At 63.6% G+C, this 24,450-nt stretch carries 26 protein-coding genes; 10 read left to right on the top strand and 16 right to left on the bottom strand.

The window, feature by feature from the left end; all coding sequences use genetic code 11:
- Positions 1–19 precede the first annotated feature (19 nt).
- The gene (locus NKJ78_RS08010; RefSeq protein WP_031253531.1) at positions 20–643 is read left to right on the top strand and encodes a TetR family transcriptional regulator; all 624 of its coding nucleotides are present in this window, start codon (positions 20–22) and stop codon (positions 641–643) included.
- A 96-nt stretch (positions 644–739) separates the two neighbouring features.
- Here the strand turns inward: NKJ78_RS08010 and NKJ78_RS08005 are convergent, their stop codons facing one another.
- The 5 genes from NKJ78_RS08005 to NKJ78_RS07985 all read right to left on the bottom strand — a co-directional run bounded on the left by NKJ78_RS08005 (position 740) and on the right by NKJ78_RS07985 (position 4,020).
- On the bottom strand, positions 740–1,186 hold the full coding sequence (locus tag NKJ78_RS08005; RefSeq protein ID WP_023673457.1) for a hypothetical protein: 447 nt from the start codon (positions 1,184–1,186) through the stop codon (positions 740–742).
- Between the two features lie 202 nt (positions 1,187–1,388).
- Positions 1,389–1,811 (bottom strand): VOC family protein, encoded by a 423-nt coding sequence (locus tag NKJ78_RS08000; RefSeq protein WP_023738621.1) that lies wholly within the window; start codon positions 1,809–1,811, stop codon positions 1,389–1,391.
- A 70-nt stretch (positions 1,812–1,881) separates the two neighbouring features.
- Complete coding sequence (locus NKJ78_RS07995) at positions 1,882–2,310, bottom strand: MarR family winged helix-turn-helix transcriptional regulator (RefSeq protein ID WP_023738620.1); 429 nt, start codon at positions 2,308–2,310, stop codon at positions 1,882–1,884.
- Between the two features lie 239 nt (positions 2,311–2,549).
- Entirely contained in the window at positions 2,550–3,398 is an 849-nt protein-coding gene (locus NKJ78_RS07990) for a 23S rRNA (adenine(2030)-N(6))-methyltransferase RlmJ (protein WP_023705344.1), read from the bottom strand.
- A 7-nt stretch (positions 3,399–3,405) separates the two neighbouring features.
- On the bottom strand, positions 3,406–4,020 hold the full coding sequence (locus NKJ78_RS07985; RefSeq protein WP_352562410.1) for a hypothetical protein: 615 nt from the start codon (positions 4,018–4,020) through the stop codon (positions 3,406–3,408).
- Between the two features lie 182 nt (positions 4,021–4,202).
- Between NKJ78_RS07985 and NKJ78_RS07980 the strand changes: the two genes are divergently transcribed.
- Complete coding sequence (locus NKJ78_RS07980) at positions 4,203–5,360, top strand: ATP-grasp domain-containing protein (protein ID WP_031253533.1); 1,158 nt, start codon at positions 4,203–4,205, stop codon at positions 5,358–5,360.
- A 13-nt stretch (positions 5,361–5,373) separates the two neighbouring features.
- On the opposite strand, the gene NKJ78_RS07975 is transcribed toward NKJ78_RS07980, so the two are convergent.
- The 9 genes from NKJ78_RS07975 to NKJ78_RS07935 form a co-directional block, all read right to left on the bottom strand.
- On the bottom strand, positions 5,374–6,378 hold the full coding sequence (locus tag NKJ78_RS07975; protein WP_352459631.1) for a Rieske 2Fe-2S domain-containing protein: 1,005 nt from the start codon (positions 6,376–6,378) through the stop codon (positions 5,374–5,376).
- Entirely contained in the window at positions 6,375–7,508 is a 1,134-nt protein-coding gene (locus NKJ78_RS07970; protein ID WP_245260398.1) for a GNAT family N-acetyltransferase, read from the bottom strand. The genes NKJ78_RS07975 and NKJ78_RS07970 overlap by 4 nt, the downstream gene beginning before the upstream one ends.
- The gene (locus NKJ78_RS07965) at positions 7,505–8,761 is read right to left on the bottom strand and encodes a F390 synthetase-related protein (RefSeq protein ID WP_352459632.1); all 1,257 of its coding nucleotides are present in this window, start codon (positions 8,759–8,761) and stop codon (positions 7,505–7,507) included. The genes NKJ78_RS07970 and NKJ78_RS07965 overlap by 4 nt, the downstream gene beginning before the upstream one ends.
- Positions 8,758–9,582: an MBL fold metallo-hydrolase gene (locus tag NKJ78_RS07960; RefSeq protein WP_023738614.1), complete on the bottom strand. Its 825-nt coding sequence runs from the start codon at positions 9,580–9,582 to the stop codon at positions 8,758–8,760. The genes NKJ78_RS07965 and NKJ78_RS07960 overlap by 4 nt, the downstream gene beginning before the upstream one ends.
- The gene (locus tag NKJ78_RS07955; RefSeq protein WP_031253535.1) at positions 9,579–10,583 is read right to left on the bottom strand and encodes an NAD-dependent epimerase/dehydratase family protein; all 1,005 of its coding nucleotides are present in this window, start codon (positions 10,581–10,583) and stop codon (positions 9,579–9,581) included. The genes NKJ78_RS07960 and NKJ78_RS07955 overlap by 4 nt, the downstream gene beginning before the upstream one ends.
- Entirely contained in the window at positions 10,580–11,521 is a 942-nt protein-coding gene (locus tag NKJ78_RS07950; protein WP_245260397.1) for a 3-oxoacyl-[acyl-carrier-protein] synthase III C-terminal domain-containing protein, read from the bottom strand. Before NKJ78_RS07950 ends, NKJ78_RS07955 begins: the two co-directional genes overlap by 4 nt.
- A 142-nt stretch (positions 11,522–11,663) precedes the next feature.
- Positions 11,664–12,113 carry a DNA polymerase III subunit chi gene (locus NKJ78_RS07945; RefSeq protein ID WP_023738611.1) on the bottom strand — a complete coding sequence of 150 codons (450 nt, stop codon included), beginning with the start codon at positions 12,111–12,113 and terminating at the stop codon, positions 11,664–11,666.
- Positions 12,114–12,121: 8 nt separating this feature from the next.
- Positions 12,122–13,612 carry a leucyl aminopeptidase gene (locus NKJ78_RS07940; protein WP_023695590.1) on the bottom strand — a complete coding sequence of 497 codons (1,491 nt, stop codon included), beginning with the start codon at positions 13,610–13,612 and terminating at the stop codon, positions 12,122–12,124.
- A gap of 49 nt (positions 13,613–13,661) precedes the next feature.
- The gene (locus NKJ78_RS07935; RefSeq protein WP_155923815.1) at positions 13,662–13,955 is read right to left on the bottom strand and encodes a hypothetical protein; all 294 of its coding nucleotides are present in this window, start codon (positions 13,953–13,955) and stop codon (positions 13,662–13,664) included.
- A 32-nt stretch (positions 13,956–13,987) separates the two neighbouring features.
- Between NKJ78_RS07935 and lptF the strand changes: the two genes are divergently transcribed.
- The 8 genes from lptF (at position 13,988) to NKJ78_RS07895 (ending at position 22,547) form a co-directional block, all read left to right on the top strand.
- Positions 13,988–15,187 (top strand): LPS export ABC transporter permease LptF, encoded by a 1,200-nt coding sequence (lptF, locus tag NKJ78_RS07930; protein WP_023672737.1) that lies wholly within the window; start codon positions 13,988–13,990, stop codon positions 15,185–15,187.
- A 2-nt stretch (positions 15,188–15,189) separates the two neighbouring features.
- Entirely contained in the window at positions 15,190–16,272 is a 1,083-nt protein-coding gene (gene lptG, locus NKJ78_RS07925; RefSeq protein ID WP_023695591.1) for an LPS export ABC transporter permease LptG, read from the top strand.
- Positions 16,272–18,704, top strand: coding sequence for an LPS-assembly protein LptD (locus NKJ78_RS07920; RefSeq protein WP_023738610.1), 2,433 nt, complete (start codon positions 16,272–16,274; stop codon positions 18,702–18,704). The genes lptG and NKJ78_RS07920 overlap by 1 nt, the downstream gene beginning before the upstream one ends.
- A 91-nt stretch (positions 18,705–18,795) precedes the next feature.
- Entirely contained in the window at positions 18,796–19,725 is a 930-nt protein-coding gene (locus NKJ78_RS07915; protein ID WP_023738609.1) for a peptidylprolyl isomerase, read from the top strand.
- A 12-nt stretch (positions 19,726–19,737) separates the two neighbouring features.
- Positions 19,738–20,766, top strand: coding sequence for a 4-hydroxythreonine-4-phosphate dehydrogenase PdxA (pdxA, locus tag NKJ78_RS07910; RefSeq protein ID WP_031253537.1), 1,029 nt, complete (start codon positions 19,738–19,740; stop codon positions 20,764–20,766).
- 38 nt (positions 20,767–20,804) lie between these two features.
- On the top strand, positions 20,805–21,641 hold the full coding sequence (gene rsmA / locus NKJ78_RS07905; RefSeq protein ID WP_023738607.1) for a 16S rRNA (adenine(1518)-N(6)/adenine(1519)-N(6))-dimethyltransferase RsmA: 837 nt from the start codon (positions 20,805–20,807) through the stop codon (positions 21,639–21,641).
- Positions 21,642–21,755: 114 nt separating this feature from the next.
- Positions 21,756–21,959 (top strand): hypothetical protein, encoded by a 204-nt coding sequence (locus NKJ78_RS07900; RefSeq protein WP_023693963.1) that lies wholly within the window; start codon positions 21,756–21,758, stop codon positions 21,957–21,959.
- Between the two features lie 9 nt (positions 21,960–21,968).
- Entirely contained in the window at positions 21,969–22,547 is a 579-nt protein-coding gene (locus NKJ78_RS07895; protein WP_023738606.1) for a Fic/DOC family protein, read from the top strand.
- A gap of 85 nt (positions 22,548–22,632) precedes the next feature.
- On the opposite strand, the gene gmk is transcribed toward NKJ78_RS07895, so the two are convergent.
- The gene (gene gmk / locus NKJ78_RS07890; RefSeq protein WP_023672729.1) at positions 22,633–23,307 is read right to left on the bottom strand and encodes a guanylate kinase; all 675 of its coding nucleotides are present in this window, start codon (positions 23,305–23,307) and stop codon (positions 22,633–22,635) included.
- A gap of 6 nt (positions 23,308–23,313) precedes the next feature.
- Positions 23,314–24,204, bottom strand: a complete 891-nt coding sequence (locus tag NKJ78_RS07885) for a YicC/YloC family endoribonuclease (RefSeq protein ID WP_023738605.1) — start codon at positions 24,202–24,204, stop codon at positions 23,314–23,316.
- Positions 24,205–24,450 lie beyond the last annotated feature (246 nt).

The following is a 24,450-nucleotide window of genomic DNA, read 5'->3' as shown; positions in this document are numbered from 1 at the left end:
CTTGGCTGCTGGAGCAGACATGTCTACTCGCATTGCAAAGCCGCGCTCACGCATGCGCAAGCAGCCGCGCCAGGCGCGTTCGAGAGCGACGGTCGAGGCGATCATCGAAGCCGGTGCTCATGTTCTAAGCGCGCTCGGCTGGGCCGGCTTCACCACCAACAAGGTGGCCGATGCGGCCGGCGTCAGCATCGGCTCGCTCTATCAATATTTTCCCGACAAGCTGTCGCTGGTCGAAGCAATTCGCCGGCGACATTTCGATCAGGTGCTGTCGGTGATCGCCGAATCAACAGAAGGCGACAAGCCGATCAAACGATTCGCGCAGGAGCTGGTGCGCGGCATGATCGATGCGCACAGCATCCATCCGACGCTGCATCAGGTGCTGCTCGACGAGGCGCCGGGCGATCGCGGCTCACGCGCCGCCCATGCCTCGTTCCAATCGCGCTATCTCGATCACTACACGACGGCGGTGGCGCAATATCGCAGGCGCAGAAAGGACAATGAGGCCGTGGCCCGTGTGCTGTCCTCGGCGGTCGAGGGCGTCATCCACAATGCCGCGCGGCGAGACACGCTCGACGCGCCGGAGCTGCAGAAGCAGTTGGTCGAACTGATCTGCGCTTACGTGTCTGGTGGGAAGGCGGTGTGAGGCAGCGGCAGCAGTTCGGAGATTGGCGAAACCGGAGCGACATCAGATCTCCCCCTTGCGGGAGATGGCAGGTTCAACGGCGGTTCTTATCCGACCTTAGCGCAGGACGCGGCAGCGGCCGTTGTAGACCATCCAGCGGTCGAAGCCCGAGACGCAGAATTCGACATTGTCGCCGATCGAGGCAAAACCCTGGCCTTCCTCGATCAAGTACCAGATGGTGCGGGCGCGGCCATCGGAAAGGCTGACGGTGGCGCCGCAATAGCGGCGGCCGATCGGCCATTCTTCGCTGGCCGGGAGATAGCGATGCTGGTGGATGCGCTGGAAATCTGTGATCGAAACATCCGGCAGATGCGGCACGTGATGCACCTGGTAGGAGAAGCGGCTGGAGATCTTGCTTAGCACCCAAGCCTCGCCGCAAACGCCGCTGTCCTCGTCGGAATAGACGGAAAGGTCGGCGGCCTGTGCTGGCTGGCCGAGGGGTGCGGCCAGCGGCGTGCAAAGCGAAATCAGGGCAGCAAGAGCGGATTTGGCAAAGCGAGTCATGGCAGCCTCTCAAAGGTCGACTGCGCCCACTTTGCGGATTCGGCGGCGCGCGGTCAAGCGGTCGCGCTGCCGATGGTTTCCCGCTCCGCAACCGGTTTTTCCGGTGCGAAGCTGCGAAACCACGTCCTGACCTTTGAAAAAGCTCGCCTTGCCCATTAGGAAAAGCGGCCTGCCCATGGCCGGCGGGCCGCCGAAACCCGGTTCAGCCTTGCTTGGCGGCGCCCTGCGGTATGGCGGCCGGGTCCATCCACATCGCTTCCCAGACGTGGCCGTCAGGATCGGCCAGGCTGCGATTGTACATGAAGCCATAATCCTGCTGGGCGTTGATGTCGGCGGCGCCGCCATTTTTAGCCGCCGCCTCGTTCATCGCATCGACCGCCGCGCGGCTGTCGCAGGACACGGCAAGCATGACCTCGCTCGAGGTGGCCGGTGGGATGGGGCGATCGGTGAACTGACGCCATTTGGCATGGGTGAGCAGCATGACGTTCATCGTTTCGCTCAGCACAATGCAGGCTGCGGTGTCGTCGGTGAAGTGCGGGTTGTTGTCGAAACCGAGAGCTTTGTAGAAGGCCATCGACGCAGCGAGGTCGGCGACGGGCAAGTTGACGAAGATCATACGGGGCATAGGGTCTCCTTGACAGTACACAGTTGAAACCGGACCGGCGTTGCGCCGGACCATCCTCCGATGCCTTCTCTCAAGGCACCGGTTTTGCTTTGCCGCGCAGCCTCTCGGTCTGCGCCTTGTGCATCGCTTCGACCTCTTCGATGAAGCCGAGCAAAACCTGCATCTCGGCCACCGAGTATTTCTCCAGCAATGCGTCGCCCGCCTCGGGGATCGGATGGTAGCAGCGCCGGACGAGTTCCTCGGTCTTCTTGCCCGCCGCGACCATGACCTTGCGCCTGTCATTGGGGTCCGGCTGGCGGCTGACGAAGCCGCGCTTTTCCAGCCGGTCAATCAACGTCGTAACCGCCGCCGGCGTGAGATTTGTCTCCCTCGCTACGACGTTTGCCGGCCGCGGGCCGTGACTGATCGCGCCGAGACAGCGGCGCTCGGCAGCGCTCAGCACATAGATTTCGGCAACGGTCCCATCGAACGTTTCAACGGCATCCTGCCAGCGCGACATCGCGAAGCCTATCGCGTTGACCAGTTCCTTTTTTTTCGATCTTGGCTTCGATTCGAAATCTAATAATTAGACATCTATCTATCTGATTCTGGGATTAGCGTCAACGCCAAGCCGATTAGATGTGCATCTCCATGGTTTCGGTTCGTTGAACACAGCTGAGCATTCGCGGATGGCGCCATCGTCAAAACTTCTAGCGACTTTGTGTCTTTGCCGCGGGCGTCGCCCGCTGCGAAGCGTCGCTACTCCCCGGCCAGCCATTCCAGCGACCAGTGCGCCGGCTTTTCGACCGCCAGCAATCTGTGCAGGACCGGCAGCACGATGCGCAGTTCGCGCTCCAGCGTGAAGGGCGGGTTGACCACCACCATGCCGCTGCCGTCGAGGCTTGGTTCACGCGATGCCGGCCGGATCTCGAACTCGATGTCGAGCAGTTTTGGAACGCCGGATTGCTTGAGCGCCTTGCGGAAGGCGATGATCGCTTTGCGGTCCTTGATCGGATACCACAGCGCGTAGATGCCACCCGGCCAGCGCCTGTGCGCTTTCTGCATTCCGTCGACCAGGCGGTCGAATTCGCCGGCTTCTTCGAACGGCGGATCGATCAGCACCAGGCCGCGCTTTTCCTTTGGCGGCAGATGCGCGCCAAGCGCCAGCCAGCCGTCGAGTTCGATCACCCTTGTCTGGAAATCGCCGGCAAACAGCGTCTTCAGCCTGGCAGCATCTGCGTCGTGCAATTCGATCGCCGACAACCGGTCCTGCTTTCGCATGAGGTACCTGGCGATCAATGGCGAGCCCGGATATTTCTTCACCCCGCCATCGGGATTGAGCGAACGCACCGCTTCAAGATAGGGGGCAAGCAGCGCAGCCGCCGATTTTTCGATCGGGGCGTGGATGAGGCGGCCGATGCCGCCTTGCCATTCGCCGGTCTTTTGCGCTTCCGCCGACGAAAGATCGTAGCGGCCAATGCCGGCATGAGTGTCGACGACACGGAACGCCTTGTCCTTCTGCTTCAGATAGTCGAGCAGAAGGCTGAGCACGACATGCTTGACGACGTCGGCGAAATTGCCGGCGTGATAGGCGTGACGGTAGTTCATGACGCGCTCATGTCGAGGAGCCTCTGCCCCAACGCGGCGGTGGCGGCTTCGAGTTCGGGTTCTCCGGCCGGCGACCGCCGAAAGCCAGAGCAAGCAGGAAGCCGATCAGGCCGACTGCCATCAGCCCATAGCCGACCGGCCGTGCGCGTTGATCGATCTCACCGGCGCCGGAGCGCAGTATCAGATCCACCGCGCGTATCGGGATATCGTCGGCGTCGCCCGGGCCGGCGGTGAAGAAATAGGCGCCGGGACTGACGGTTTCTATCACGCCGGCCTCGTCGCGAAAGATCTTGTCGGGCAGTTGCGGGCTGACCTGGCGCGGATTGTCGGCGTGGTTGAATTGCAGCGTCGAGGCAAGCACCGTGCGGCCGGCTGTGGCGGCGGTCAGCGTCAGCACAGTGCGCTGCTGCGAGACAATGCGCTCGGCCTTTGCCGTCAGGTCGACCAACACTCTGACCGGCGCGTCGCCAGCTTTCAGCGTCACCGTTACAGGCCTAAACCGTCCCTGGTCGTAGACGCGCCAGGCGCCGATCTCGTGGCCGGAAAAATTGCTCACCGCCCAGGGATAGACGAAGCCAATGGCGGCGCCGGCAAGCAGTATCAGGACAAACAGAAAGCGCATTGAGGAGATCCGGGTGTTCGACAGATTGCCAATAACGCCCCGAAGGCCAAAAAGCGATGGCTGACGCAGCGGAGCCACCTTTGTGGAGTCCGTTGGCGGCACGCAAGCCATGTGGCACTTATGGCGAATGAAGCCTTCCGCAGAAGCATCGACTCGTCTTTTCCAACCGATGCCGGTGGCTCATGCCCAATAGCACCGTGCTGATCACCGGTGCCCGCGCGCCGGTGGCGCTGCACCTGGCGCGGCTGTTGCATGGCGCCGGGCGCCGGGTGATCCTGGCCGACAGCCCGGCCCGGCCGATCGCCGCAGCGAGCACGGCCTGCGCCGCCTACCATCGCCTGCCGCCGCCGCGCTTTGCCGCCGGCGCCTATGCCAAGGCGGTGGAAGCGCTTGTCCGTGCGGAGGGCATCGAACTCGTTATCCCGACCTGCGAGGAAGTCTTTTATCTCGGTCGTTTCTGGCAGCACCGCGCCATGCCGGCCCGCCTCTTCGCACCCGAGATGGCGATGCTCGCCCGCGTTCACGACAAGCATGCCTTCATCCGGCTGGCGCAGAGCCTTGGGCTCGACGTGCCGGAAACGATACTGCTGCAAAGCGAGGCCGATCTCGACGGCGTTCGTGGCCAATCGCGCGAATTGGTGTTCAAACCTGTGTGGTCACGTTTTGCCCGTGACGTACTGCTGCGGCCATCGCCGGACGAACTCGACGCCGTCCGCCCCTCGCCCGCCGCTCCTTGGGTGGCGCAGCGCTACATCGCAGGTGAAGAGATCAGCGCCTATGCGGTGGCGGTCGAGGGTGAACTCAAAGCGCTGGCGCTCTACAGTTCGCTCTATCGCGCCGGCATGGGCGCCGGCATCTGTTTCGAGCCAGTCGGGGATGCGGCTGCCCGGCGCTTCGTCGAAACCTTCGTCGCCGGCGCCGGCTGGACCGGCCAGATCTCCTTCGACCTGATGCGCGAGAATAACGGCACGGTGCTGCCACTGGAGTGCAATCCGCGCGCCGTGAGCGGCCTGCACTTCTTTCGCGATCCGCGGCGCTTCGCCGACGCGGTCCTGGAGGATGGCGCCGAGGTGAAGCCCGACGTGACGGCGCCGCAGACGGTGAGGCTTGCGATGTGGATCTACGGGATGCCGGCGGCACTGCGCTCCGGTGGTCTCGGCAGCTTTCGCCAGGCGATGCACGATGCCGATGAGCTGCTCGACTGGCCGGGCGACCCCGCGCCGAAGCGGGCGCAGTGGCGCACGCTGGCCGAGATCGCCGGCACAGCACTGCGCCAGCGCATCAGCCTTCAGGCTGCGTCGACGCGCGATATCGAGTGGAATGGGCCGGAGCAGGACTGAATAGAGCGCTTTCCTACAGCTCGATCTGGTACACCCTCGGCTCTGCCGCCGCCGGTGGCATCTTGCCGTCGATGATCGCCGCTATGTCGCGGCGCAGGAAATCCAGCGGGCCGATCGCCGGCTGAACCTGCGGCGATATACGGGCGTTGTCGCTGGCCGATTTCAGCACACGGCGATCCTGCTGCAGGGCAAAGGCAAAGAGCGGCCGGAAAGCAAGCGCCTTGAGTTCGCCGAACAGGCCCTGTCGCGGGCCGATCAGCCAGCCGACGCCTTCGACGGTCCGTTCGTCCGCCTGACGCAAATGGAAAGTGGTCGCCAGCGCCAAGCCGCCCTTGCCCCAATATTCGAGTTCGACGATGCCGGGATGGCGGTAGCGGCCGATGGTCCTGGCGCGCTCGCCTTCCAGCAGCCGGCTGACCAGCCCCTGTTGGCGGTCCTCGCCGGTGTAGCAGCTTTCGACCCAGCCCTTGCCGCCGGTCACCTCGACGCGCACGAGATGGCGCTTTGCGGTCAGGCCGCGCAGCACACCCTTGTGGGTGAAGTGGGTGTGAGTGGCGTCGAGAATGTTCTCGGCGGCGTCGAGCACCGTCGATCGCGCCGAGCTTCGCACCCGCTTCACGACGACATCCTTGCCTTGCATGCAATGGAGATAGGGCTCGCCCTCAGGCGTGCCTGCCGAGACGAAGACGACGCCGTCGCGCTCGATCGCGCTGTAGCGGCGGACACGGTAATGCGGGACGTCGCCGACATGGCCGGGAATGGCGGTGCAGCGCCCTTCCCCATTGTAGCGCCAGCCATGATAGGGACATTCGATCTCGCCGCTGATGACCTTGCCGGTCGAGAGTTCGACCAGGCGGTGAGCGCAGCGGTCGAAGAGGGCTGCAATCCCCTGCGCCGAGCGGAACAGCACCAGCGGCGCGCCGTCGAACAGGATGCGCTTCGGCTTGGCTTTGATGTCGGCAGACCGCATCACCGCCTGCCAATAGTCTTTGTCTTTTTGCTGCCGGGCTTCGCTCAAAGTTCAAATCTCCTGAGCAGGGGAACGCCGATCTTCGCGAGCACAAATTCCATGATACGCACTGCAGCGCGCTGGCGGCGCCGAAGATGGCCGGCATAGACGGCGTTGTACTCCACCGTTGCCACGGCGCCACGCAAGCGTTTGAAGGCGGCGGCACCGGCGCTCATGTTGAAGAACAGGCCGTGCGCCATCGCATGGTCCTGCGCAATCGCCATCATCATGCGGTAGAGCCCTTCGCTCACTGGAAGACTTGTGTCGTAGCCAACGATTGGCTGCGTCAATGTCCTGCCGTTCTGAGACAAAGCGGCGACGGCGACCAGTTCACCGCCGGGACGACGCAGGCCTGCCAGTTGCAGGATGCCGCGACGGTGCGTCTCGCCGATATAGCGGGCGGTGTAGTGCGGGTTGAGTGGCGTATATTTGTCGAGATAGAGCATCCGGTAGAGCGCTTCGGCGCGCGCATAGTCGGCCTCGGTGAAGTCGCCATTGCCGACCCGCTCGAACGGCGTCGTGCGCAGCCGCTTGCGGTCGCGCTTCATGTCGTTGGTCATGGCCGAACCGCGCCCGGCGAAGATGTAGATTTGCCGCGCCGCCAGCATTCGAAAACCCTCCGCCTTCAGCGCTGCGATTGTCGAGGGATCGGCGATCTCGTTCAGGGAGCGGATGAGAACAGCGCGATCGGGAAAACGCGCCGTGAGATCGTCGCGGATCGCAGCGACCGCGTTGCGATCGAGCAGCGGCACCGGATTGGTCGAATAGAGCCAGTTGTTGACCTGAACCTGATGGTCGAGGCCGCTCATCCTGACCAGCGGCGCGCACAGGCCAATCAACATGCGGATCGCTCTTTGCAGCATGGGCGACGAGACGAAATTGCGGGTCTCGTCGATGGCGTAGTCGATATAGGCGCTGGACGGGCAGCAGACATAGCAGTTCGGCGCTTCGCTTCTGTCGTTCAGCGTCAGTGGAAAGAAGCGGCCAGCGATCTCGAGGGCCTCGACGGCGACCGTCAGATTTCGCACGAGGTCGCGCACCGGCACCTCGTTGAATAGCTGAACGAAGGCTTCGACCTCACGCGGGTTGTTTTCAACCTGGTCCAGTTGAGCGACTGGCAATGCGGCAGGCCGATTCACGTCCTCCTCCCCAGTCGGCATTCTACACGGCGCAGTTTACGGCTGGTCTCCAGCGGCAGGCTCTTGCGCAGGAGGCTGACTCTCACCGTCGCCTGGCGCGCGGCCAGTAGCGTTCGCACGGCTGCATGCGCGGCAGTGGCGGCTTCGTCGGCGAGCTCGGGCGCAAGGCTAAGTTCGATGACGTCGGCAGCGGTCTGGACCAGGCGGAAATCGTCGATGCGCCGGTCGGCCTTGAGCACCGCATTGCGTAGTATGTCGGGCGTGACGAGGAGCTGCCCGTGCGGCGAGGCGAGCCGGAAAGCGTCGTCCATGCGGCCGACGATCTCGTCCAGCGTGCGCAGCGGCGAGCCGCAGCGGCATGGCTTTTCGGACAGCCGCAGCAGATCGTTCATCCGGTAGCGCGCCATGATCTGGGTCCGGCGGCGAAAGGCGGTGATCAGCGGCATGACCAGGCCGTCGCCGGCCGGTTCGAACTCGAAGAACACCGAATCCTCGGCCAGATGCAGCCCGCCCTGGCGGCAGGTGACGGCGAACAGCCCTTCCGTCGCCATGTAGATCTGGTCGAGCTGACGACCAAAGAATGCCTCGATGACCGGCCGATCAACCGGGTCGAGCGTTTCGGCGGCGCTGAAAACACGCTGCGGCTTCAGTCGAAAGCCCTCGGCCGCGAAGTGCCGCAGTATCTTCGGTGGCGCGATGATCACCGTCGGCGCGAAACCTTCGAGGGCGGCGCGCCAGCTCTCCGGCCCGCGCATCAGGTCGAAGAAGCCGAGGTCGATGCGCCGCGATTTGCGCGCGCTGTCGTAGAGCCCGGTGTTTTGCGGCAGGATCACCGCCGCGCGCTGCCGGCGCCAGACGAGATCGGGCACGGTCTTGGCCAGGATCGTGCCCAGCCAGCGGTATTTTTCCGCTTCGGAAATGACGAACAGACCGCGATTGCCCGACGTGCCGGTGCTGGCGCCGACAGTCAACTCGCCGATCCGGCCATCGACTGCCTGCGCCTTCCAGGCCTCGGCCGCCGAGACGCCATGAATGTTGAAGCGGTCGAAATTGCCCATCACCGTCGCCTTGTCGGTCACCGGCAGGTCGCCGAGAAGACGTGGCGCCTTGCCGTAGAACGGCGCACGCGGCAGGTCGCGGCCGAGAAAGCGGCGCAAGGCATGACCTTGCCAGCGTTCGAAATTCTCGCGGCTCTTGCGCGAGAGCCATTGCGTCAGCGCAAACGAGCGGATCGCTTCGGCCGGCCCGTTCATGCGCCCTCTCCGGCAAGATCATACGCCGTCAACGCCGGATCATGGCAAAGCACGACCTCGCCCCCGGTCGCCATAAACCGGCGCAGCGTTGCGCTGGTCGGCTCAAGCGCAGTGGCGTCCTCGGCCAGCAGAGTAGCCGGCAGACCGGGCGTCCGGTTTTCCACCAATGCTCTGATCAGCCATTCGGCATCGACGGCGTAGAGCAGCGGCCGCTCCAGATTGGGGAACAAAAGGCCGAACTGGCCATCGGCATGGCCGGGCAGATCGACTGCGACGACGCTGCCGTCGCCGAACAGATCGGCGCCGCCTGGCACGCCGCCGCGAGGTTCGATCCGCCGCTTCGACGACAGCCCGTCGAGCCGGACCTCGAAGTCAGACGGGAACAGTTCCTTGAAGACGCCATGGCGCAGATTCTGCCGGGAAGTCTTGGCCTTCGCCCGCGCCCAGGCGGTGTCATTGGCGATAAGCCGAGCGTTGGGAAACAGCGACAGGCCCGACATGTGGTCGGCATGGAAATGCGTGACAATGACGGTGCGCACGTCCTGCGGCGAGAGGCCGAAGCGCACCAGTACCGCGAGCGGCTGCTCGGCTTCGTTGAGCTGGGGCCGGAGGATCGCACTGTAAAGACGCAACGCCGTGCTGCGCTCGCTGCCTTGTGTCACATGCGGCGTGTAGCCGGTATCGATCAGTACGGGGCCGGCCTGCGGATGCATGATCAGGCCGTAGCGGACACGTAGCCTGACCTTCGCCCAGCTGCCGCCGCGCAGGATCAGGCGCTCGACTGCGCCGACAGAGGCGCTGTTGGCGAAGACGATCTTCACGCAGCCTCCCTGCTTTCCGTCGCCTTGCCGAATGTGCGATCGAGCCCTTCCTCGAACGACACTTTCGGCGCCCAGCCGAGGATGCGGCCTGCCTTGGAAAGATCGAGGCTCTGCGCATAGGCGAACAGGCCAAGACCGTAGCGCGTCACCGGCGGTTCCGGGCGGCCGGGCAATATATTCGCTACCGTCTCCGCTATCCCGGCCGCCAGCATGGCGGGCCAGAGCGGCATTCTGCGCCAGCGCGGCTGCACGCCGGCGCGGGCGCAGGCCGCCTCGGCAATGCGGCGCACCGGCACCACTTCGCCGCCGGAGATGTTGAATATCTGTCCCTCGGCAGCGCTGCCAGCGGAGAGCGCGGCAAGCACCGCATCGACGACATCCTCAATATAAGTGAGATCGATGCGCGCCTTGCCGTCGCGAAACAGCGGCAGCGGGCGCTGCCGCGCCACCTGCAGCAGACGCGGCAGCAGCGTGCGGTCGCCGGGACCGTAGAGGCCGCGCGGCCGCAGCACCACCGGGCTGATCTCAGGCGCCGCCAGCACGATCTCCTCGGCCTGCCGCTTGGTGCGGGCATAGTGGTTGACCGGAGGGGGCAAGGCCGCATTCTCGGAAACTCCGAGCTGGTCGCGATAGGCGAAACAGACCGTCGGGCTGGAGATATGGACGAAGCGGCGCACGCCTTGCCCGCGCGCGAAATCGCTGAGGTTGCGGGTAGCTGTGACATTTGCCGTCTGGAAATCCGCCAACCTGCCGAAGGGCGCGGAAAGTGCCGCGCAGTGGATGATCGCATCGACGCCGTCGAGAGCGCGCGCGGCAGCTGCATCGAATGGTTGAGACAAATCGAGCCGAACGACCCGATGACCAGCGGCTTCGAGCGCCGCGCAGCGTTTGGCGTCCCTGCCAAGACCCAGCGCCGGTGTACCCAGTGCCGCCAGCCGCGCCATGATATGCGCGCCGAGGAAGCCGCTGGCGCCGGTGACGAGGACGCGTCCCACGGTCATGCTTCCAGCGCCATGCCGCCGAACGACACGCCGGCCGAGGTGCCGAGGAACAGCACCTTGGCGCCCGGCACAATGCGTTGTTCGCGGCGCGCGACGTCGAGCGCAAACGGGATGGAAGCGGCGATCTGATTGCCGTAGCGCGCCGCGATGTCGACGAGCTTTTCCCTGGCGAAGCCGGTCTGACGCGCCATGTGGGCGAGCGCCAAAGGGCTCGCCTGATGCGGCACGACGAGGTCAACATCGTCGTGCCGCCAGCCGGCGCGATCGAGCAACTCCGCTACAAAGCCGTTGAAATGGCGTGACGTGACGCGAAACAGTTCCTTACCCTCCATGTGGAACAGGCTGTGGCGGGCAAATTCCTCAGGCTCACGATGAAAGTCGAACCGGGTGCCGCCGGAGCCGATGCTGCAGGCCTCATAGGCGGAAGGGTAGGTGCGCATCAGGTTGGCCGCGACTCGACCCTCGGCAGGGGCTGCCTGCTGCAGCACGGCGGCCGCCGCGCCATCGCCGAAGAGGGCAGCAATTTCCGGCTGGTCCTGCCACGGCAGGGCGCGCGAGGCGATTTCAGACGAGAACACCAGCGCCGTCCGGCATTGCCCGGCCTCGATCAGGCGCGACGCGGTCTCGAAGGCTGTGAGGAAGCCGAGGCAGGTGCTGTTGACGTCGAAGGCGGCCGCCGACCCATCGGCAAGGCCGAGGCGCTGCATGACCAGCGGAGCCGTCGATGGCAACGGCTGATAAGGCACGCCGCAACCGCCGATGACAAGATCGACACTGCCTGCCTCAAGTTCGGCATCGGCAAGCGCCAGACGGGCTGCGGCACAAGCAAGGTCGACCTGCGATTCGGCCTCGCAGACATAGCGTTCGATGATGCCGGTCGCGGCCTCGAAATGTCCATCGCCAAACCCCAGCCGCGCATCGAGGGCGCGCGACGTCACGCATCGAGCCGGCACGGCCCGCCCCGTTCCGATGATCCTGATCCGCATTCTCAGCCCGCCGCTTGAGTTGCGCTTTTCGCAATCCTTAGATCGGATCGTTCGGCGATAACAGCGTCGTTTTCAAGACGCGCCGGCAAAGCGCTTACGCCTTGCGTTCCCAGCGCCGGTCGGGCGTCTGCTGCCAGTAGGTGACCGCGTGGCCCGCTTCTTTCAACACCTTCCAATGCGTCCGCGCGCTTTCGACCTGGGCCGCGTCATGGCCGTCGAACAGGAACACGGCGCGTTCGTAGCCGGCGAGATCGGCGGGTGCGGCGCCATCGACGAGGAAGCGTATCTGCGCCTGGTTGGGGTTGGCGTCGCTCGTGGTGAGCAGGATTGGCTGTTCGGCCGGATGGGCTTCACGGTCGGTCGCGTGCGCGAGGAACGAATCGTCCCTGAATGTCCACAGATGCAGGTCGAGCGCATCGCGCCGCTCCTCGGTCCCGGTCTGCACCACGGCGCGCCAGCCGCGATCGACGCTGCGCTCCAGCAGGCCGGGAAGCGCATCCTCCAGCGTCGATTCGGTCAGGTGGTAGAACAGGACATCGGCCATTCCCTGCCTTATCCCTCGTAATTGTCGCGCACCAGCCGGTCGAGCAGCCTGACGCCGAAACCCGAGCCCCAGGACTGGTTGATCTCGCTCGGCGGAGAGCCCATCGCGGTGCCGGCGATGTCGAGATGCGCCCACGGCGTTTCCTTGACGAAGCGCTGCAGGAACTGCGCGGCGATGATGGCGCCGCCATAGCGGCCGCCGATGTTCTTCATGTCGGCGTTCTTGGAATCGATCAGCTTGTCGTATTCGGGCCCAAGCGGCATGCGCCACAGCCGCTCCTGACTCGCCTGGCCGGCCGCCGTCAACCTGTCCGAAAGTTCGTCATTGTTGGAGAACAGGCCGGCATAATGCTGGCCGAGCGCGACCATGATGGCGCCGGTCAGCGTCGCCAGATTGACCATGAATTTCGGCTGGAAGCGGTCGTTGCAATACCACAGCGCGTCGGCCAGAACGAGGCGTCCTTCGGCATCGGTGTTGAGCACCTCGATGGTCTGACCCGACATCGAGGTGACGATGTCGCCGGGGCGCTGGGCGTGGCCGTCGACGGCATTTTCCACCAGCCCGACGATGCCGACGACATTGGCCTTGGCCTTTCGCGCGGCCAGCGCCTGGATGAGCCCGATGACGGCCGCGGCACCGCCCATGTCGCCCTTCATGTCTTCCATGCCGGAGGCCGGCTTCATAGAATTGCCGCCGGTGTCGAAGGTGACGCCCTTGCCGACGAAGGCGACCGGTGCGTCCTTGGCCTTGCCGCCCTTCCATTGCATGACAGCCATCCGGGCGCCGCGCGGCGAACCCTGCGCGACACCGAGGAGCGAGCCCATGCCGAGCTTCTTCATTTCCTTCTCGGTGAGGATCTCGACCTCGACGCCGAGCGCTTCCAGTTCCTTGGCGCGGGCGGCGAATTCGATCGGGCCGAGCGTATTGGCCGGTTCGTTGACAAGGTCGCGCGCCAGAAGCACGCCGTCGATGACCGCAACCTCGTCGGCGAAGGCCTTTTTCGCCGCGGCAGGATCGGCGGTGTGGATGGTCACCTTGACCGGTTTCTTCGGCTCGGCATCGTCCTTGTCTTTCCTGGTCTTGTATTTGTCGAAGGAGTAGCTGCGAAGAATGATGCCGGCGGCAAGGTTCGCCGCTTGCCTGCCGCCAATCTTTGCGCCCGGCACATCGAGGATGACGGCCACCTCCGCTGCCTTGCGCAGGGACGCGGCGATGGTGCCGCCAAGCTTCAGCCAGGCAAAGTCATCGAGGCCGGCGACCTTGCCGGCGCCGACCGCCACCAGTCGGTCGAGCGATGTTCCCTGCGGCGCCAGCACTTCGACGACACCGGCGAATTTTCCGGAAAACTCCGCCACCGGAAACGCCCGCGCCAGCGTTCCTGAGGGGTCGCAGGCCTTTGCCGGTTCGCCAAGACCACCATCGTCGGCCGCCAGCACGATGATGCTGCCCTTTTTGGGTGCGGCAAATTTGGCGAAGGCGATCAATGGTCTCAAAGTCATCAGGTCCTGCTTTCGGGAAACGGCTCAGATTTTCAGGAAAAATGCATTCTCAGGGAAGATGCGCGACATTTGGTCGTTTTCCTTGATTTGGCAAGACTTTGCCGGAATCAGGGATCATATGCGCAGCGGAATCGATAACGATTCGTCGCGGCACGGCTCCGCTTTCCTGCCGCAACCTGTTGTTAACCATTGATGTTCTCCCTTTCTTATTCATTGCCGCCGACACTCCGGCCTGCGGAACGGGCGATGTGGGACGGAGAATCGGATCGAACCGCCTGAAAGAAATGGCCAAACGCACCCAGTTGTACAGCCGCAGCCGGACGACTACCTTGTCGGCGGGCATGATGCCGTTCGGCAAATCGAGAAAAGCCTTACATGAAGGTCGTTGAACGCTACATCATGCGTCGCGCACTGGCGGTGTTTCTCGCTGCGCTGATCTGGACGCTGGCCATTGTCTGGACGACGCAGGTGCTTGCCCGCATCGACCTGGTCACCGACAGTGGCCAATCGGCGCTCACTTTTTTCGAGGTCGCGGGCCTCATCATCCCCACCATCATCCCGATCGTGGTGCCATTCGCCCTGGTGGTGGCGGTGGCCCAGACGCTCAGCGTCATGAACTCCGATTCGGAATTGGCCGTCATCAACGCCGCCGGCGCCTCGCGCTGGACGATTGTGCGGCCGGTCCTGCTGATCGCGCTGGCGGCCAGCGTCTTTTCCTTCGCGGTCGACAATGGCGTCGAACCCTATGCCAGGCAGAAGAACCGCCAGCTGATAGCATCCTCGCGCGCCGATCTCTTGTCGCTGATCATCCAGGAAGGCACGTTCCGCAAGATCGACGACGGGCTGTTCCTGCAGATAGGCGAGCGGCTGCCGGACAACCGGCTCGGCGGCATCTTCGTGGCCGATTCGCGCGAGGAAGGCGCCAATCTGATCTATTATGCCAAGAGCGGCAGCGTCGTCGAAAAGGGTGACGAGAAGGTGCTGATGATGAATGACGGCGTCATTCATCGCAAGACGCTGACCGGCGACCTGTCGGTCATTCGCTTCACGTCCTACGCCTTCGACCTTTCCGCCTTCATGTCGGCGGCGAACGATATCATGCTCCTGCCCAAGGACCGAACGACGCAATACCTGCTCAACCCGGATCCGAACGACAAGATCTTCCAGCGCAGGCCCGGTGCCTACAAGGCCGAGCTCGACCAGCGCTTTTCCGAATGGTCCTATTCGCTGGTGTTCGCGCTGATCGCGCTGGCCGTGGCAGGCGATGCGCGCTCACACCGCGAGGCGCGCATCCACCCGCTGATCACAGCCATCGCCATTGCGCTGTTCGTGCGCTGGCTGGGCTTCTTTGCCGCCGGCAAGGCCGACAAGATCCCGCAATACGCCTATATGGTCTATGGCGTGCCGGTCATCGCCTCGGCGGTCGCCATCTGGTTCATCGTCACCTCGCGAAGCATGGAACTGCCCGGCAGCTGGGCCGACTGGATGACGAATTTCGCCGGCCGCGTCAGCGATGGCTGGACGGCGCTCAAGCTGCGCCTCAATCGGCGCTACACATCCGGCCAGGGAGCCTGACGATGGGCTGGACCCTGGGCCGCTACTTCTTCTTTCGCTACGTGTCGATCACGATCTGGTTCTTCATCGGCCTTCTGGCGCTGGTGTTCCTGATCGACTTCACCGAGCTGTCCGGCCGCATCACCGGCCTGCCGGGCTTCACCTACGGCACGGCGGTCGCCATCTCGGCGCTGAGGATGCCGATGATCATGCTGCAGACGGTGCCGTTCGTCGGCCTGTTCTCGGCGATGGCGACGCTGGTCTCGCTCAACCGAAAATACGAGCTGGTGATTGCGCGCTCGGCCGGAGTGTCGGCCTGGCAGTTTCTGTTGCCCTGCTGCATCGGTGCGCTGTTATTCGGCATATTGTCGGTCGGCGTGCTCAATCCGATCGCCGCGCATGGCTTCTCATGGTCGGAGCAGATGGAAAACCAGCTGCGATCCGGCAATTCGAACGCGGTGGCGGCCGATGCCACGCCGTGGATCCGCCAGAAAACCAACTCCGGCGATACCATCATCGGCGCCCGCGCCATCCTGAACCAGGGCCTGGAAATGGCCGACACCGTGTTCTTCGTCCTCGATCCGCAGGGCAATATCGTCGAGCGCAAGGACGCCGCCCGGGCCTTTCTGCGCGACGGCTACTGGGAATTGCAGGACGTCAAGGTGTTCAAGGACGGCAACATCCGTTCCGAAACGACCGACCAGTTGCCGACCAACCTCAAGCCGGAATTCGTGCAGGAACGGCTGGCGCGCCCCGAAACCATCCCGTTTTACGACCTTCCCGGCAAGATTGAGGTTGCCCGCTCCTTCGGCCTCAAGGCAAATGCCTTCGCCATGCAGTTCGATTCGCTGGTGGCGTTACCGTTCCTGCTTGTGGCCATGACGCTGATTGCGGCAACAGTTTCAATGCGATTTGCGAGGATGGGGCAGTCGGCAACGATGATTCTGGGTGGCGTCCTCGCCGGCTTTCTGCTTTATGTCGTTTCGGTATTGGTCAAGGCATTCGGCGTTGCGGGATTCGTGCCCACAGCCGTGGCTGCATGGGTTCCGGTTGTCGTGGCTATGTTCTTTGGGGTGACATTCCTGCTATACAAGGAAGACGGCTAGTGAGGGAGGCGGCTTTGCGCAGCCATAGGCAGGCCGGTTTGGCGCGCCTCTATTCGGCGAGCGCCTTGGCATGCCTGCTCGCCTGCGGCGTGCTGACGGGCCCTGCGCTGGCGCAGGACGTTACCGACGTGGCAAGGAAGGTTCCCTCCGGCTCCCAGATGCTGCTGGCGGCCGACACGCTCGTCTATAACAACGACAACCAGACGGTCACCGCCATCGGCGGCGTCCAGATCGACTATGGCGGCAACAAGCTCGTCGCCCAGCGCGTCGTCTATGATCGAAACACCAAGCGGCTGGTTGCCAGCGGCAATGTCGAGATCGTCAACAGCGACGGCACCAAGATCAACTCGCAGCATATCGACATTACCGACGATTTCGCTGACGGTTTCGTCAATGCGCTGCGCGTCGAAACGCCCGAAAAAGCCTATTTCGCCGCCGAAAGCGCCGAGCGCATGGGCGGCGTGCTGACAACGTTCCACAACGGCGTCTATACGGCCTGCGAGCCTTGCGAAGACAAGCCGGACAAGGCGCCGACCTGGCGGATCAAAGCCAGGAAGATCATCTGGAACGGCGAAAAGAAAACGGTTCGCTTCGAGAACGCGAATTTCGAATTCTTCGGTTTCCCGCTGGCTTATCTGCCGGCGTTCGAGATCGCCGACCCTACGGTCAAGCGCAAAAGCGGTTTCCTGATCCCCAGCATCGGCTACAACAACCGTCTCGGCGTCGGCGTCAAAGTCCCCTACTATTTTGCCCTGTCGCCGACCTACGACCTCACCGTTACCGGCAGCGGCTACACCAAGCAGGGTTTCCTCGGCGAGGCCGAGTGGCGCCAGCGCTTCAACAATGGCCAATACACGCTGAAGCTTGCCGGAATCAACCAGCAGGACCCTGGCGCTTTCCGTGATTTCGCGGCTTTCCCCGGCGGCTACAATGTCAATTCGGGGCCAGCAGGCGATCCGAACAAGTTCCGCGGCATGATGGGCACCAAGGGCCAGTTCGCCATCAATCCGCGCTGGGACTTCGGCTGGGATATCCTGCTGCAGACCGACAAGAATTTTTCGCGTACCTATACGATCGAAGGCTACAACGACGCCGTGCATCAATCGTCGGTCTACCTGACCGGCCTAAACGACCGCAATTATTTCGATGTGCGCGCCATGCGCTTCCAGGTTCAGGAGAACACACCGGACGGCAACGTCGCATCGCGCAGCGACAAGCAGCCCTGGGTGTTGCCGTCGCTCGATTATGCCTACATCCCCGACATGTCGGTGGCCGGCGGCCAGCTGTCGTTCAACGTCAATGCGCGCATCATCCGCCGCGACGATCTCGATCAGGCCTATTTTACCCCCTATGTGCCGGGCTCAGGCGTCCAGCGCGTGCGCGGCATCGAGGGCGAATCCGGTCGCCTCACCGCCGAGGCCGAATGGAAGCGTACCTTCACCACGGACGGCGGATTGCAGTTGACGCCCCTTCTGGCTCTGCAGGGCGACGTCGACTATCTCAACGCTTCTTCGGCTTCGCTGACTGCGGTAAACCAGATGGCAACGAATGTCGGTGCCGCCGACGACATGCGGTCTTCCTTCGCCCGGTACATGGCGACCGCCGGACTTGAAATGCGCTGGCCGGTGCTGTTCTCGATGACCGGCTCCAGCCATATCGTCGAGCCGATGGCGCAGGTCTTCATGCGCCCGAATGAGCAGTATGTCGGCGGGCTCGCCGTTCCCAACGAGGATGCACAGAGCTTCGTCTTCGACGCCACGACGCTGTTCGAGCGCGACAAGTTCTCCGGCTACGACCGCGTCGAAGGCGGCAGCCGCGCCAATGTCGGGTTCCGCTATTCCGGCGCCTACGACAATGGCTGGGGCACCAACGCGATCTTCGGCCAATCCTACCAGTTGGGCGGGCGCAACTCCTTCGATTCACCGGATCTGGTCAATGCGGGCGCCGATTCCGGCTTGGAGACTTCGACCTCCGACTATGTCGGCCTTGTCGGCTTCAGCAGCCCGAGCGGCTTCTCCGGTTCGCTCAGCGGCCGCTTCGACGAGCAGACCTTCGAAGTTCGCCGTGCCGAGGTGAAGGCCGCCTATTCCGGGCTGCCGGTTTCGCTGAGCGCCAAATACGCCTTCATCCAGGCGCAGCCGCTCTATGGTTTCACCACCGACCGCCACGAAGTCACGCTCGGCGCCTCGACACACCTGGCCGAAAACTGGCGCGTCTTCGGCACCGGCACCTACGACCTGCAACAAAGCGTGCTGGTCAAGGACGGCGTCGGCTTTGCCTACAATGATTCCTGCTTCACCTACCTGATGACGTACTCGGAATCACGCGACATCAACACCAAGGAAGTGTCGCAGAATGTCGGCTTCAACCTGTCGTTCCGCACGCTCGGCGATTTCGGCTCGTCCCAAAGCTCGATCGACTCCATCCAGTAGAGCCGGCTGACGACATCGTTTTGCCGCACAAAGCGGGCACGGATTTCGCCAATATCGGGCTGGAATCGGCCAAAACCGGGCTAGAATTGGGATGCTTTCGATGAGGAAATACCTGTTTTCGGCAGGATTCGCGCTCCTGTTGGCGGCGACCTCGGTCTCTGTCACCATGATGGTACCGCCGGCCTTCGCCAGTGAAATCAAGTATGTCGTCAACAACATGCCGATCACCACCGGCGACATCGCGCACCGGGCTGCCTTCCTGAAACTGCAGCGCAAGAAGGGTGACGCGGGTCAGGAAATGATCGACCAGACGCTGCGTATGGCGGAGGCCAGGCGTCTCGGCATCCGCATCTCCGACGCCCAGGTAGAGGCTGCCTATCAGCGCTTTGCCTCGAGCAACAAGATGCAGCTCAAGCAGCTCGACGGTGTCATGGCGCAGTCCGGCGTGACCAAGGAGCATTTCAAGGAATTCATCCGCTCCCAGATGGCGTGGAACCAGGCGCTGAGCGCACGCTACAGCGGCGGCGGCGGGCAGGTGAGCGAACAGGATCTGGTCAAGCGCATGCTCGAAAAAGGCGGCGCCAAGCCAAGCGCCACCGAGTACATGCTGCAGCAGGTGATCTTCGTGGTGCCGAAGGCCGAGCGCAGTGCCACACTCGCCAAACGCAAGCGCGAGGCCGAAGCCATGCGCGCCCGCTTCAATGGCTGCAACACCACGCGTGAATTCGCCAAGGGCCTGATCGACGTCACCGTTCGCGACCTCCCCCGATTGCTGGCGCCGCAACTGCCGCCGGACTGGGCCGAGCAGATCAAGGCCACCAAGCTGGGCGGCGCCACGGCCGTGCGCGAGACCGATCGCGGCATTGAATTCATCGGCATCTGCTCGTCGCGCGAGGTTTCCGACGACAAGGCGGCCCAGATGGTGTTCCAGAGCGAAGGCAGCGGCGACAAGAACGCCGACGAGCTCTCGGCCAAATATGTCGAAGAGCTGAAGGCGAAAGCCAAGATCGTTACGCGCTGAACCGGCCCAGCCGTGCGTGAGACAGAGCTTCCGCTGGCGCTGAGCGTCGGCGATCCATCCGGCGTCGGTCCGGAAATCGCCATTGCCGCGTGGCAGAGCGCCCGCGGTTCCGGTGCCGCGCCCTTCTATCTTCTCGCCGATCCGGCGCTGATTGCCGCGCGGGCGCGCCGGCTCGGCGCGGCGGTGGCAATCGCCGAGACGGTGCCGGCCCAAGCAGCTGGTGTCTTTCAACACGCCTTGCCCGTGGTGCCGCTGGCGGCCCACTTCACCGACGATCCCGGCCGGCCCGACCCGGCCAATGCCGCCGGCATCATCGAGGCCATCGATCGCGCCGTCGCCGACTGCCTTGCCGGTCACGCGGCCGCGGTCGTCACCTGTCCGATCGCGAAGAAGCCGCTTTACGATGCCGGCTTCGGCTTTCCCGGTCACACCGAATATCTGGCGCATCTGGCCTCGCTCCACACCGGCGGCACGGTGACGCCGGTGATGCTGCTCGCCGGCCCCGAATTGCGCACCGTTCCGGTCACCATCCACATAGCGCTGGCCGAGGTGCCGAAGACGCTGACGACGGAGCTGATCGTTGCCATCGCGCGCATCACCGCCGGCGATCTTGCACGCCGTTTCGGCATCGCCAGGCCGAGGCTCGCGCTGGCCGGCCTCAATCCGCATGCCGGCGAAAGCGGCGCCATGGGGACAGAGGACGAGCGCATCATTCGTCCTGCGGTCGACATGTTGCGGGCGCAAGGCATCGATGCCTTCGGACCGCTGCCGGCCGATACGATGTTTCATGCGCGCGCCCGCGCCGGCTACGACGTGGCGGTCTGCATGTATCATGACCAGGCGTTGATCCCGGCCAAGGCGCTGGCCTTCGACCAGGCCGTCAACGTCACGCTTGGCCTGCCGTTCATCCGCACCTCGCCCGATCACGGCACAGCCTTCGACATCGCCGGCAAGGGCATCGCACGTCCCGACAGCCTGATCGCGGCGCTAAAGCTGGCCCGCCGGCTGGCCGATACCGGCGCAAAGCCCGCAGTTGCATGAGCCAAAAATCATGAGCCCAAATCATGAGCCCAAAATTCATGAGCATTGACGGGCTGCCGCCGCTGCGCAAGGTGATCGAGCGCCATGGACTGCAGGCAAAGAAGGCGCTTGGCCAGAATTTCCTGCTCGACCTCAATTTGACCGGCAAGATCGCGCGCGTCGCCGGGGACCTTAGCGACAGTACGGTAATCGAGGTCGGCCCCGGCCCCGGCGGGCTGACCAGGGCGCTGCTCGCTGCCGGTGCCCGCCGCGTCGTCGCCATCGAGCGCGACGAACGCTGCCTTGCGGCCTTGGCCGAGGTCTCCAACCACTATCCGGGCCGGCTCGAGGTGATCAGCGGCGATGCGCTGAAGACGGATTTTGCCGCTCTTGCCAAGACCGCGTCACAAGGCGGCCCGGTGAGGATTGCCGCCAACCTGCCCTACAATATCGGCACCGAGCTGTTGATCCGTTGGCTGACCGTGACGGACTGGCCACCCTTCTATCAATCGATGACGCTGATGTTCCAGCGCGAGGTGGCCGAGCGCATTGTCGCCGGTGCCGGCAGCGATGCTTATGGCCGGCTCGGCGTGCTGGCGGGCTGGCGGACCGAGGCGAGGATCGCCTTCGACGTGCCGCCGCAAGCGTTCACGCCGCCACCCAAGGTAACGTCCTCGGTGGTGCATCTGGTGCCGCGCGCCAGCCCTTTGTCAACCGACGTGAAAAAACTCGGTCGCGTCACCGAAGCCGCTTTCGGGCAGCGCCGGAAAATGCTGCGGCAGAGCGTGAAGAGCCTGGGTGGCGAGGCACTGCTGACGCGCGCCGGCATCGATCCGACCCGGCGTGCGGAGACGCTCAGCGTCGAGGAATTCGTGCGGCTGACAAACGCGGTTTGACCGGCGGCGCTGGTCGGCCGTGGACCCAAATCGCATCCTGTGTGACAGCGACGACAAGCAGCATATAGCGGCATGCAGTTGCCGGTGAGTCGCCGAGCGTGATATTGTCGTCATATGAAAAAGAGTACCTCAAGCCTCCGGCCGACCCAAAATGGCCAGTTTGTCCTGACCAGCGGCAGGGGCGAAAAAATCAGCGCGGTTGAAGGCTTGAAGCTATCGCAACGTATGGGCTTCATTCTGAAGGAAAGCCGTGAGCGCGGCCTGAGCGGGGATGAGCGCAGGGCGCTTATCAAGGACCAAGTAACCCGCAAGAAGTAGGATCGGCAGGTGGTCTATGCCGCTGAACATGATCCGCTGTGCTACCCAGGCACGACCGTTCTCCGCAACAGGCTGAATATCAAAGACCAGGCCCAACTCGATGAATTCGAGTTGGCACTTTTCCTGACCAGGGCCGACGAACATATCCCCGCAGGCCGTCTGGATTTCGAGCACTACAAGGCTGTCCATCATCACCTGTTCCAGGACGTTTATGAATGGGCGGGAGAGGTTCGCGCCATCCGCATCGGCAAGGGGGGCAACTGGTTCTGCTATCCTGAGTATATCAACCAGGAAATGCATAGAATTTTCGGCGAACTCGCCGACGGTGATTATCTCTGCGAACTCGACCTCGACGCCTTCGCCGTTCGGGCCGCGCATGTTTTGGCCGAAATCAATGCCGTCCACCCGTTTCGCGAAGGCAACGGCCGCACGCAGCTTACCTTTCTGGCAATGCTGATGGAGAATGCGGGATTCCCATTCAATGCCGATATGCTCGGTCGCGAAAACGTCCTGAATGCGATGATTGAGAGCTTTGCCGGCGAGGAAACCCCATTGGCAGAACTCATAAAAGATATCGCCAGCCAGTAACAGATGCCCACAGCGTCCATATTGCCAGATCGTTTGCCAAAGACGCCTTCATGGGGACAGCCGGCCATCGGGGAACGACAGCTGCCTATTCCGTCTTCTCGTCCAGCAACCCCGAGACGAAATCGAACAGCCCGGGCCGGCGGTCGCGCCGCAGCCTTTCCGCCGTCACGATGCCACGCACTTCGGCGAAGGCGCGGTCGAGATCGTCGTTGACGATGACAAAGTCATATTCCTTCCAGTGCTCGATCTCGTTGCGGGCGTTCTTCAGCCTGGTCTCGATCACGTGCTCCTGGTCCTCGGCGCGGCGCTTGAGGCGCGACTTCAGTTCCTTCATCGACGGCGGCAGGATGAAGATCGAGACGATGTCGGCGCGCATCTTCTCCTTGAGCTGCTGGGCGCCTTGCCAGTCGATGTCGAAGAGCATGTCACGGCCCTGCGCCAGCGCCAGTTCGGCCGGCTCGCGCGGCGTCGCGTAGCAATTGCCGTGCACCTCGGCCCATTCGAGCAACGCGTCGGAATCGCGCAGCCGCTCGAACTCGCGCGTGGTGCGGAAGTGATAGTGGACGCCCTCGATCTCCGAGCCGCGGCGTGGCCTGGTGGTGACCGAGACCGATAATTCCAGGCTGCCGTCGCTTTCCAGCAGGTTGCGCGCGATCGTCGACTTGCCGGCGCCCGACGGCGACGACAGGACCAGCATCAGCCCGCGGCGGCGAATGCGGGATCCGAGATCCCTGGCAACCATCGGCTCCTTGCCACCCATTCGGGTTTACTCCAGATTCTGGACCTGTTCGCGAAACTGGTCGACCACCGCCTTCAGTTCCAGCCCGATGGCGGTGACAGTGGCGGCGTTCGACTTGGAACACAGCGTATTCGATTCGCGGTTGAATTCCTGCGCCAGAAAATCGAGCTTGCGGCCGATGGCGCCGCCATTTGCCAGCAGCGCTCTGCCCGACGCCACATGCGTCTTCAGCCGGTCGATCTCTTCACGGATATCGGCCTTGGTGGCCAGGAACGCCGCTTCCATGTGCAGCCGGCCGGCATCGAGATTGGCCGACGCATCCATCAGCAGCCGCACGTGTTCGGCGATCCGCTCGCGGATCGCCGCGGGTTCGCGCGACGGGTCGGCCTCGGCTTGAAGCGTCAGCGCCTCAATGGCGTCGATATGGCCAGAAAGCAGCGAACGCAGCGCTTCGCCCTCGTTCTGGCGTGCCTGCTCGAGACCTGTAAGCGCCGTTTCCAGCGCGGACAGGATTGACGCGTCGAGTGCTGCCCGCACCTCCTCGGTTTCGCTGGTTTCAGGGATATCGAGCACGCCGCGCAGGGAAAGCAGACCGTCGGCAGTTGCCGGACCAACACCGAACTGGTCCTGCAGCCGCTTGGCCAAGCCCGCCAGATCCCTGAGGAAGGCTTCGTTGACCACCGGCTGCGCCTGCTGGCCGGCGGCGCGGCCGACGGTCAGCGTCGCTTGGAAATTGCCACGCGAAAAGCGCTTCTGCAGCGTCTGCCGCACAGTCGGTTCGAGCCGCTCGAAACCTTGCGGCAACCGCAACCTGACCTCGACGCTCTTGCCGTTGACCGACTTGACCTCCCAGGCGATCGAGGCGCCGTCATGTTCGGCAACAGTGCGTGCAAATCCGGTCATGCTCTGCAAATTCATGATGCGGCTCGTGTCTCCCTGATGGTCCGATTCTATAAATTGCGCATGCGTTCGATATCACGGGCGGCGCGAATGTCAGAATCGCAATACCGGCAAGATGTTGATTTCCGCTGTCGTTTCGATCTCGCAGGGCTGAAATCGAGAAGCAGAGGCACCCGAGCAAGACCGAAAACGCTTCGAACCCCGCTACTCGTTCAAAGCAGCAGCGCGTCCGCCTCTGTCCGCGTTGCTTAAGGTCGATCCGTC

The organism is Mesorhizobium sp. M0037 (assembly GCF_040323635.1).
GTDB lineage: Bacteria > Pseudomonadota > Alphaproteobacteria > Rhizobiales > Rhizobiaceae > Mesorhizobium.
This window is presented reverse-complemented; position numbering and strand designations above follow the sequence as displayed.

What these genes read in the sequence shown, in the direction of transcription:
- NKJ78_RS08005 (WP_023673457.1), bottom strand. Translation starts at nt 1,186, where the DNA reads ATGACTCGCTTTGCCAAATCCGCTCTTGCTGCCCTGATTTCGCTTTGC.
- NKJ78_RS07980 (WP_031253533.1), top strand. Translation starts at nt 4,203, where the DNA reads ATGCCCAATAGCACCGTGCTGATCACCGGTGCCCGCGCGCCGGTGGCG.
- lptG (WP_023695591.1), top strand. Translation starts at nt 15,190, where the DNA reads ATGGGCTGGACCCTGGGCCGCTACTTCTTCTTTCGCTACGTGTCGATC.
- NKJ78_RS07945 (WP_023738611.1), bottom strand. Translation starts at nt 12,113, where the DNA reads ATGGCCGATGTCCTGTTCTACCACCTGACCGAATCGACGCTGGAGGAT.
- NKJ78_RS07885 (WP_023738605.1), bottom strand. Translation starts at nt 24,204, where the DNA reads ATGAATTTGCAGAGCATGACCGGATTTGCACGCACTGTTGCCGAACAT.
- NKJ78_RS07915 (WP_023738609.1), top strand. Translation starts at nt 18,796, where the DNA reads ATGCTTTCGATGAGGAAATACCTGTTTTCGGCAGGATTCGCGCTCCTG.
- gmk (WP_023672729.1), bottom strand. Translation starts at nt 23,307, where the DNA reads ATGGGTGGCAAGGAGCCGATGGTTGCCAGGGATCTCGGATCCCGCATT.
- lptF (WP_023672737.1), top strand. Translation starts at nt 13,988, where the DNA reads ATGAAGGTCGTTGAACGCTACATCATGCGTCGCGCACTGGCGGTGTTT.
- NKJ78_RS07990 (WP_023705344.1), bottom strand. Translation starts at nt 3,398, where the DNA reads ATGAACTACCGTCACGCCTATCACGCCGGCAATTTCGCCGACGTCGTC.
- NKJ78_RS07955 (WP_031253535.1), bottom strand. Translation starts at nt 10,583, where the DNA reads ATGACCGTGGGACGCGTCCTCGTCACCGGCGCCAGCGGCTTCCTCGGC.
- NKJ78_RS07935 (WP_155923815.1), bottom strand. Translation starts at nt 13,955, where the DNA reads ATGCCCGCCGACAAGGTAGTCGTCCGGCTGCGGCTGTACAACTGGGTG.
- NKJ78_RS07985 (WP_352562410.1), bottom strand. Translation starts at nt 4,020, where the DNA reads ATGCGCTTTCTGTTTGTCCTGATACTGCTTGCCGGCGCCGCCATTGGC.
- NKJ78_RS07900 (WP_023693963.1), top strand. Translation starts at nt 21,756, where the DNA reads ATGAAAAAGAGTACCTCAAGCCTCCGGCCGACCCAAAATGGCCAGTTT.
- NKJ78_RS07995 (WP_023738620.1), bottom strand. Translation starts at nt 2,310, where the DNA reads ATGTCGCGCTGGCAGGATGCCGTTGAAACGTTCGATGGGACCGTTGCC.
- NKJ78_RS07965 (WP_352459632.1), bottom strand. Translation starts at nt 8,761, where the DNA reads ATGAACGGGCCGGCCGAAGCGATCCGCTCGTTTGCGCTGACGCAATGG.
- NKJ78_RS08000 (WP_023738621.1), bottom strand. Translation starts at nt 1,811, where the DNA reads ATGCCCCGTATGATCTTCGTCAACTTGCCCGTCGCCGACCTCGCTGCG.
- rsmA (WP_023738607.1), top strand. Translation starts at nt 20,805, where the DNA reads ATGAGCATTGACGGGCTGCCGCCGCTGCGCAAGGTGATCGAGCGCCAT.
- NKJ78_RS08010 (WP_031253531.1), top strand. Translation starts at nt 20, where the DNA reads ATGTCTACTCGCATTGCAAAGCCGCGCTCACGCATGCGCAAGCAGCCG.
- NKJ78_RS07940 (WP_023695590.1), bottom strand. Translation starts at nt 13,612, where the DNA reads ATGACTTTGAGACCATTGATCGCCTTCGCCAAATTTGCCGCACCCAAA.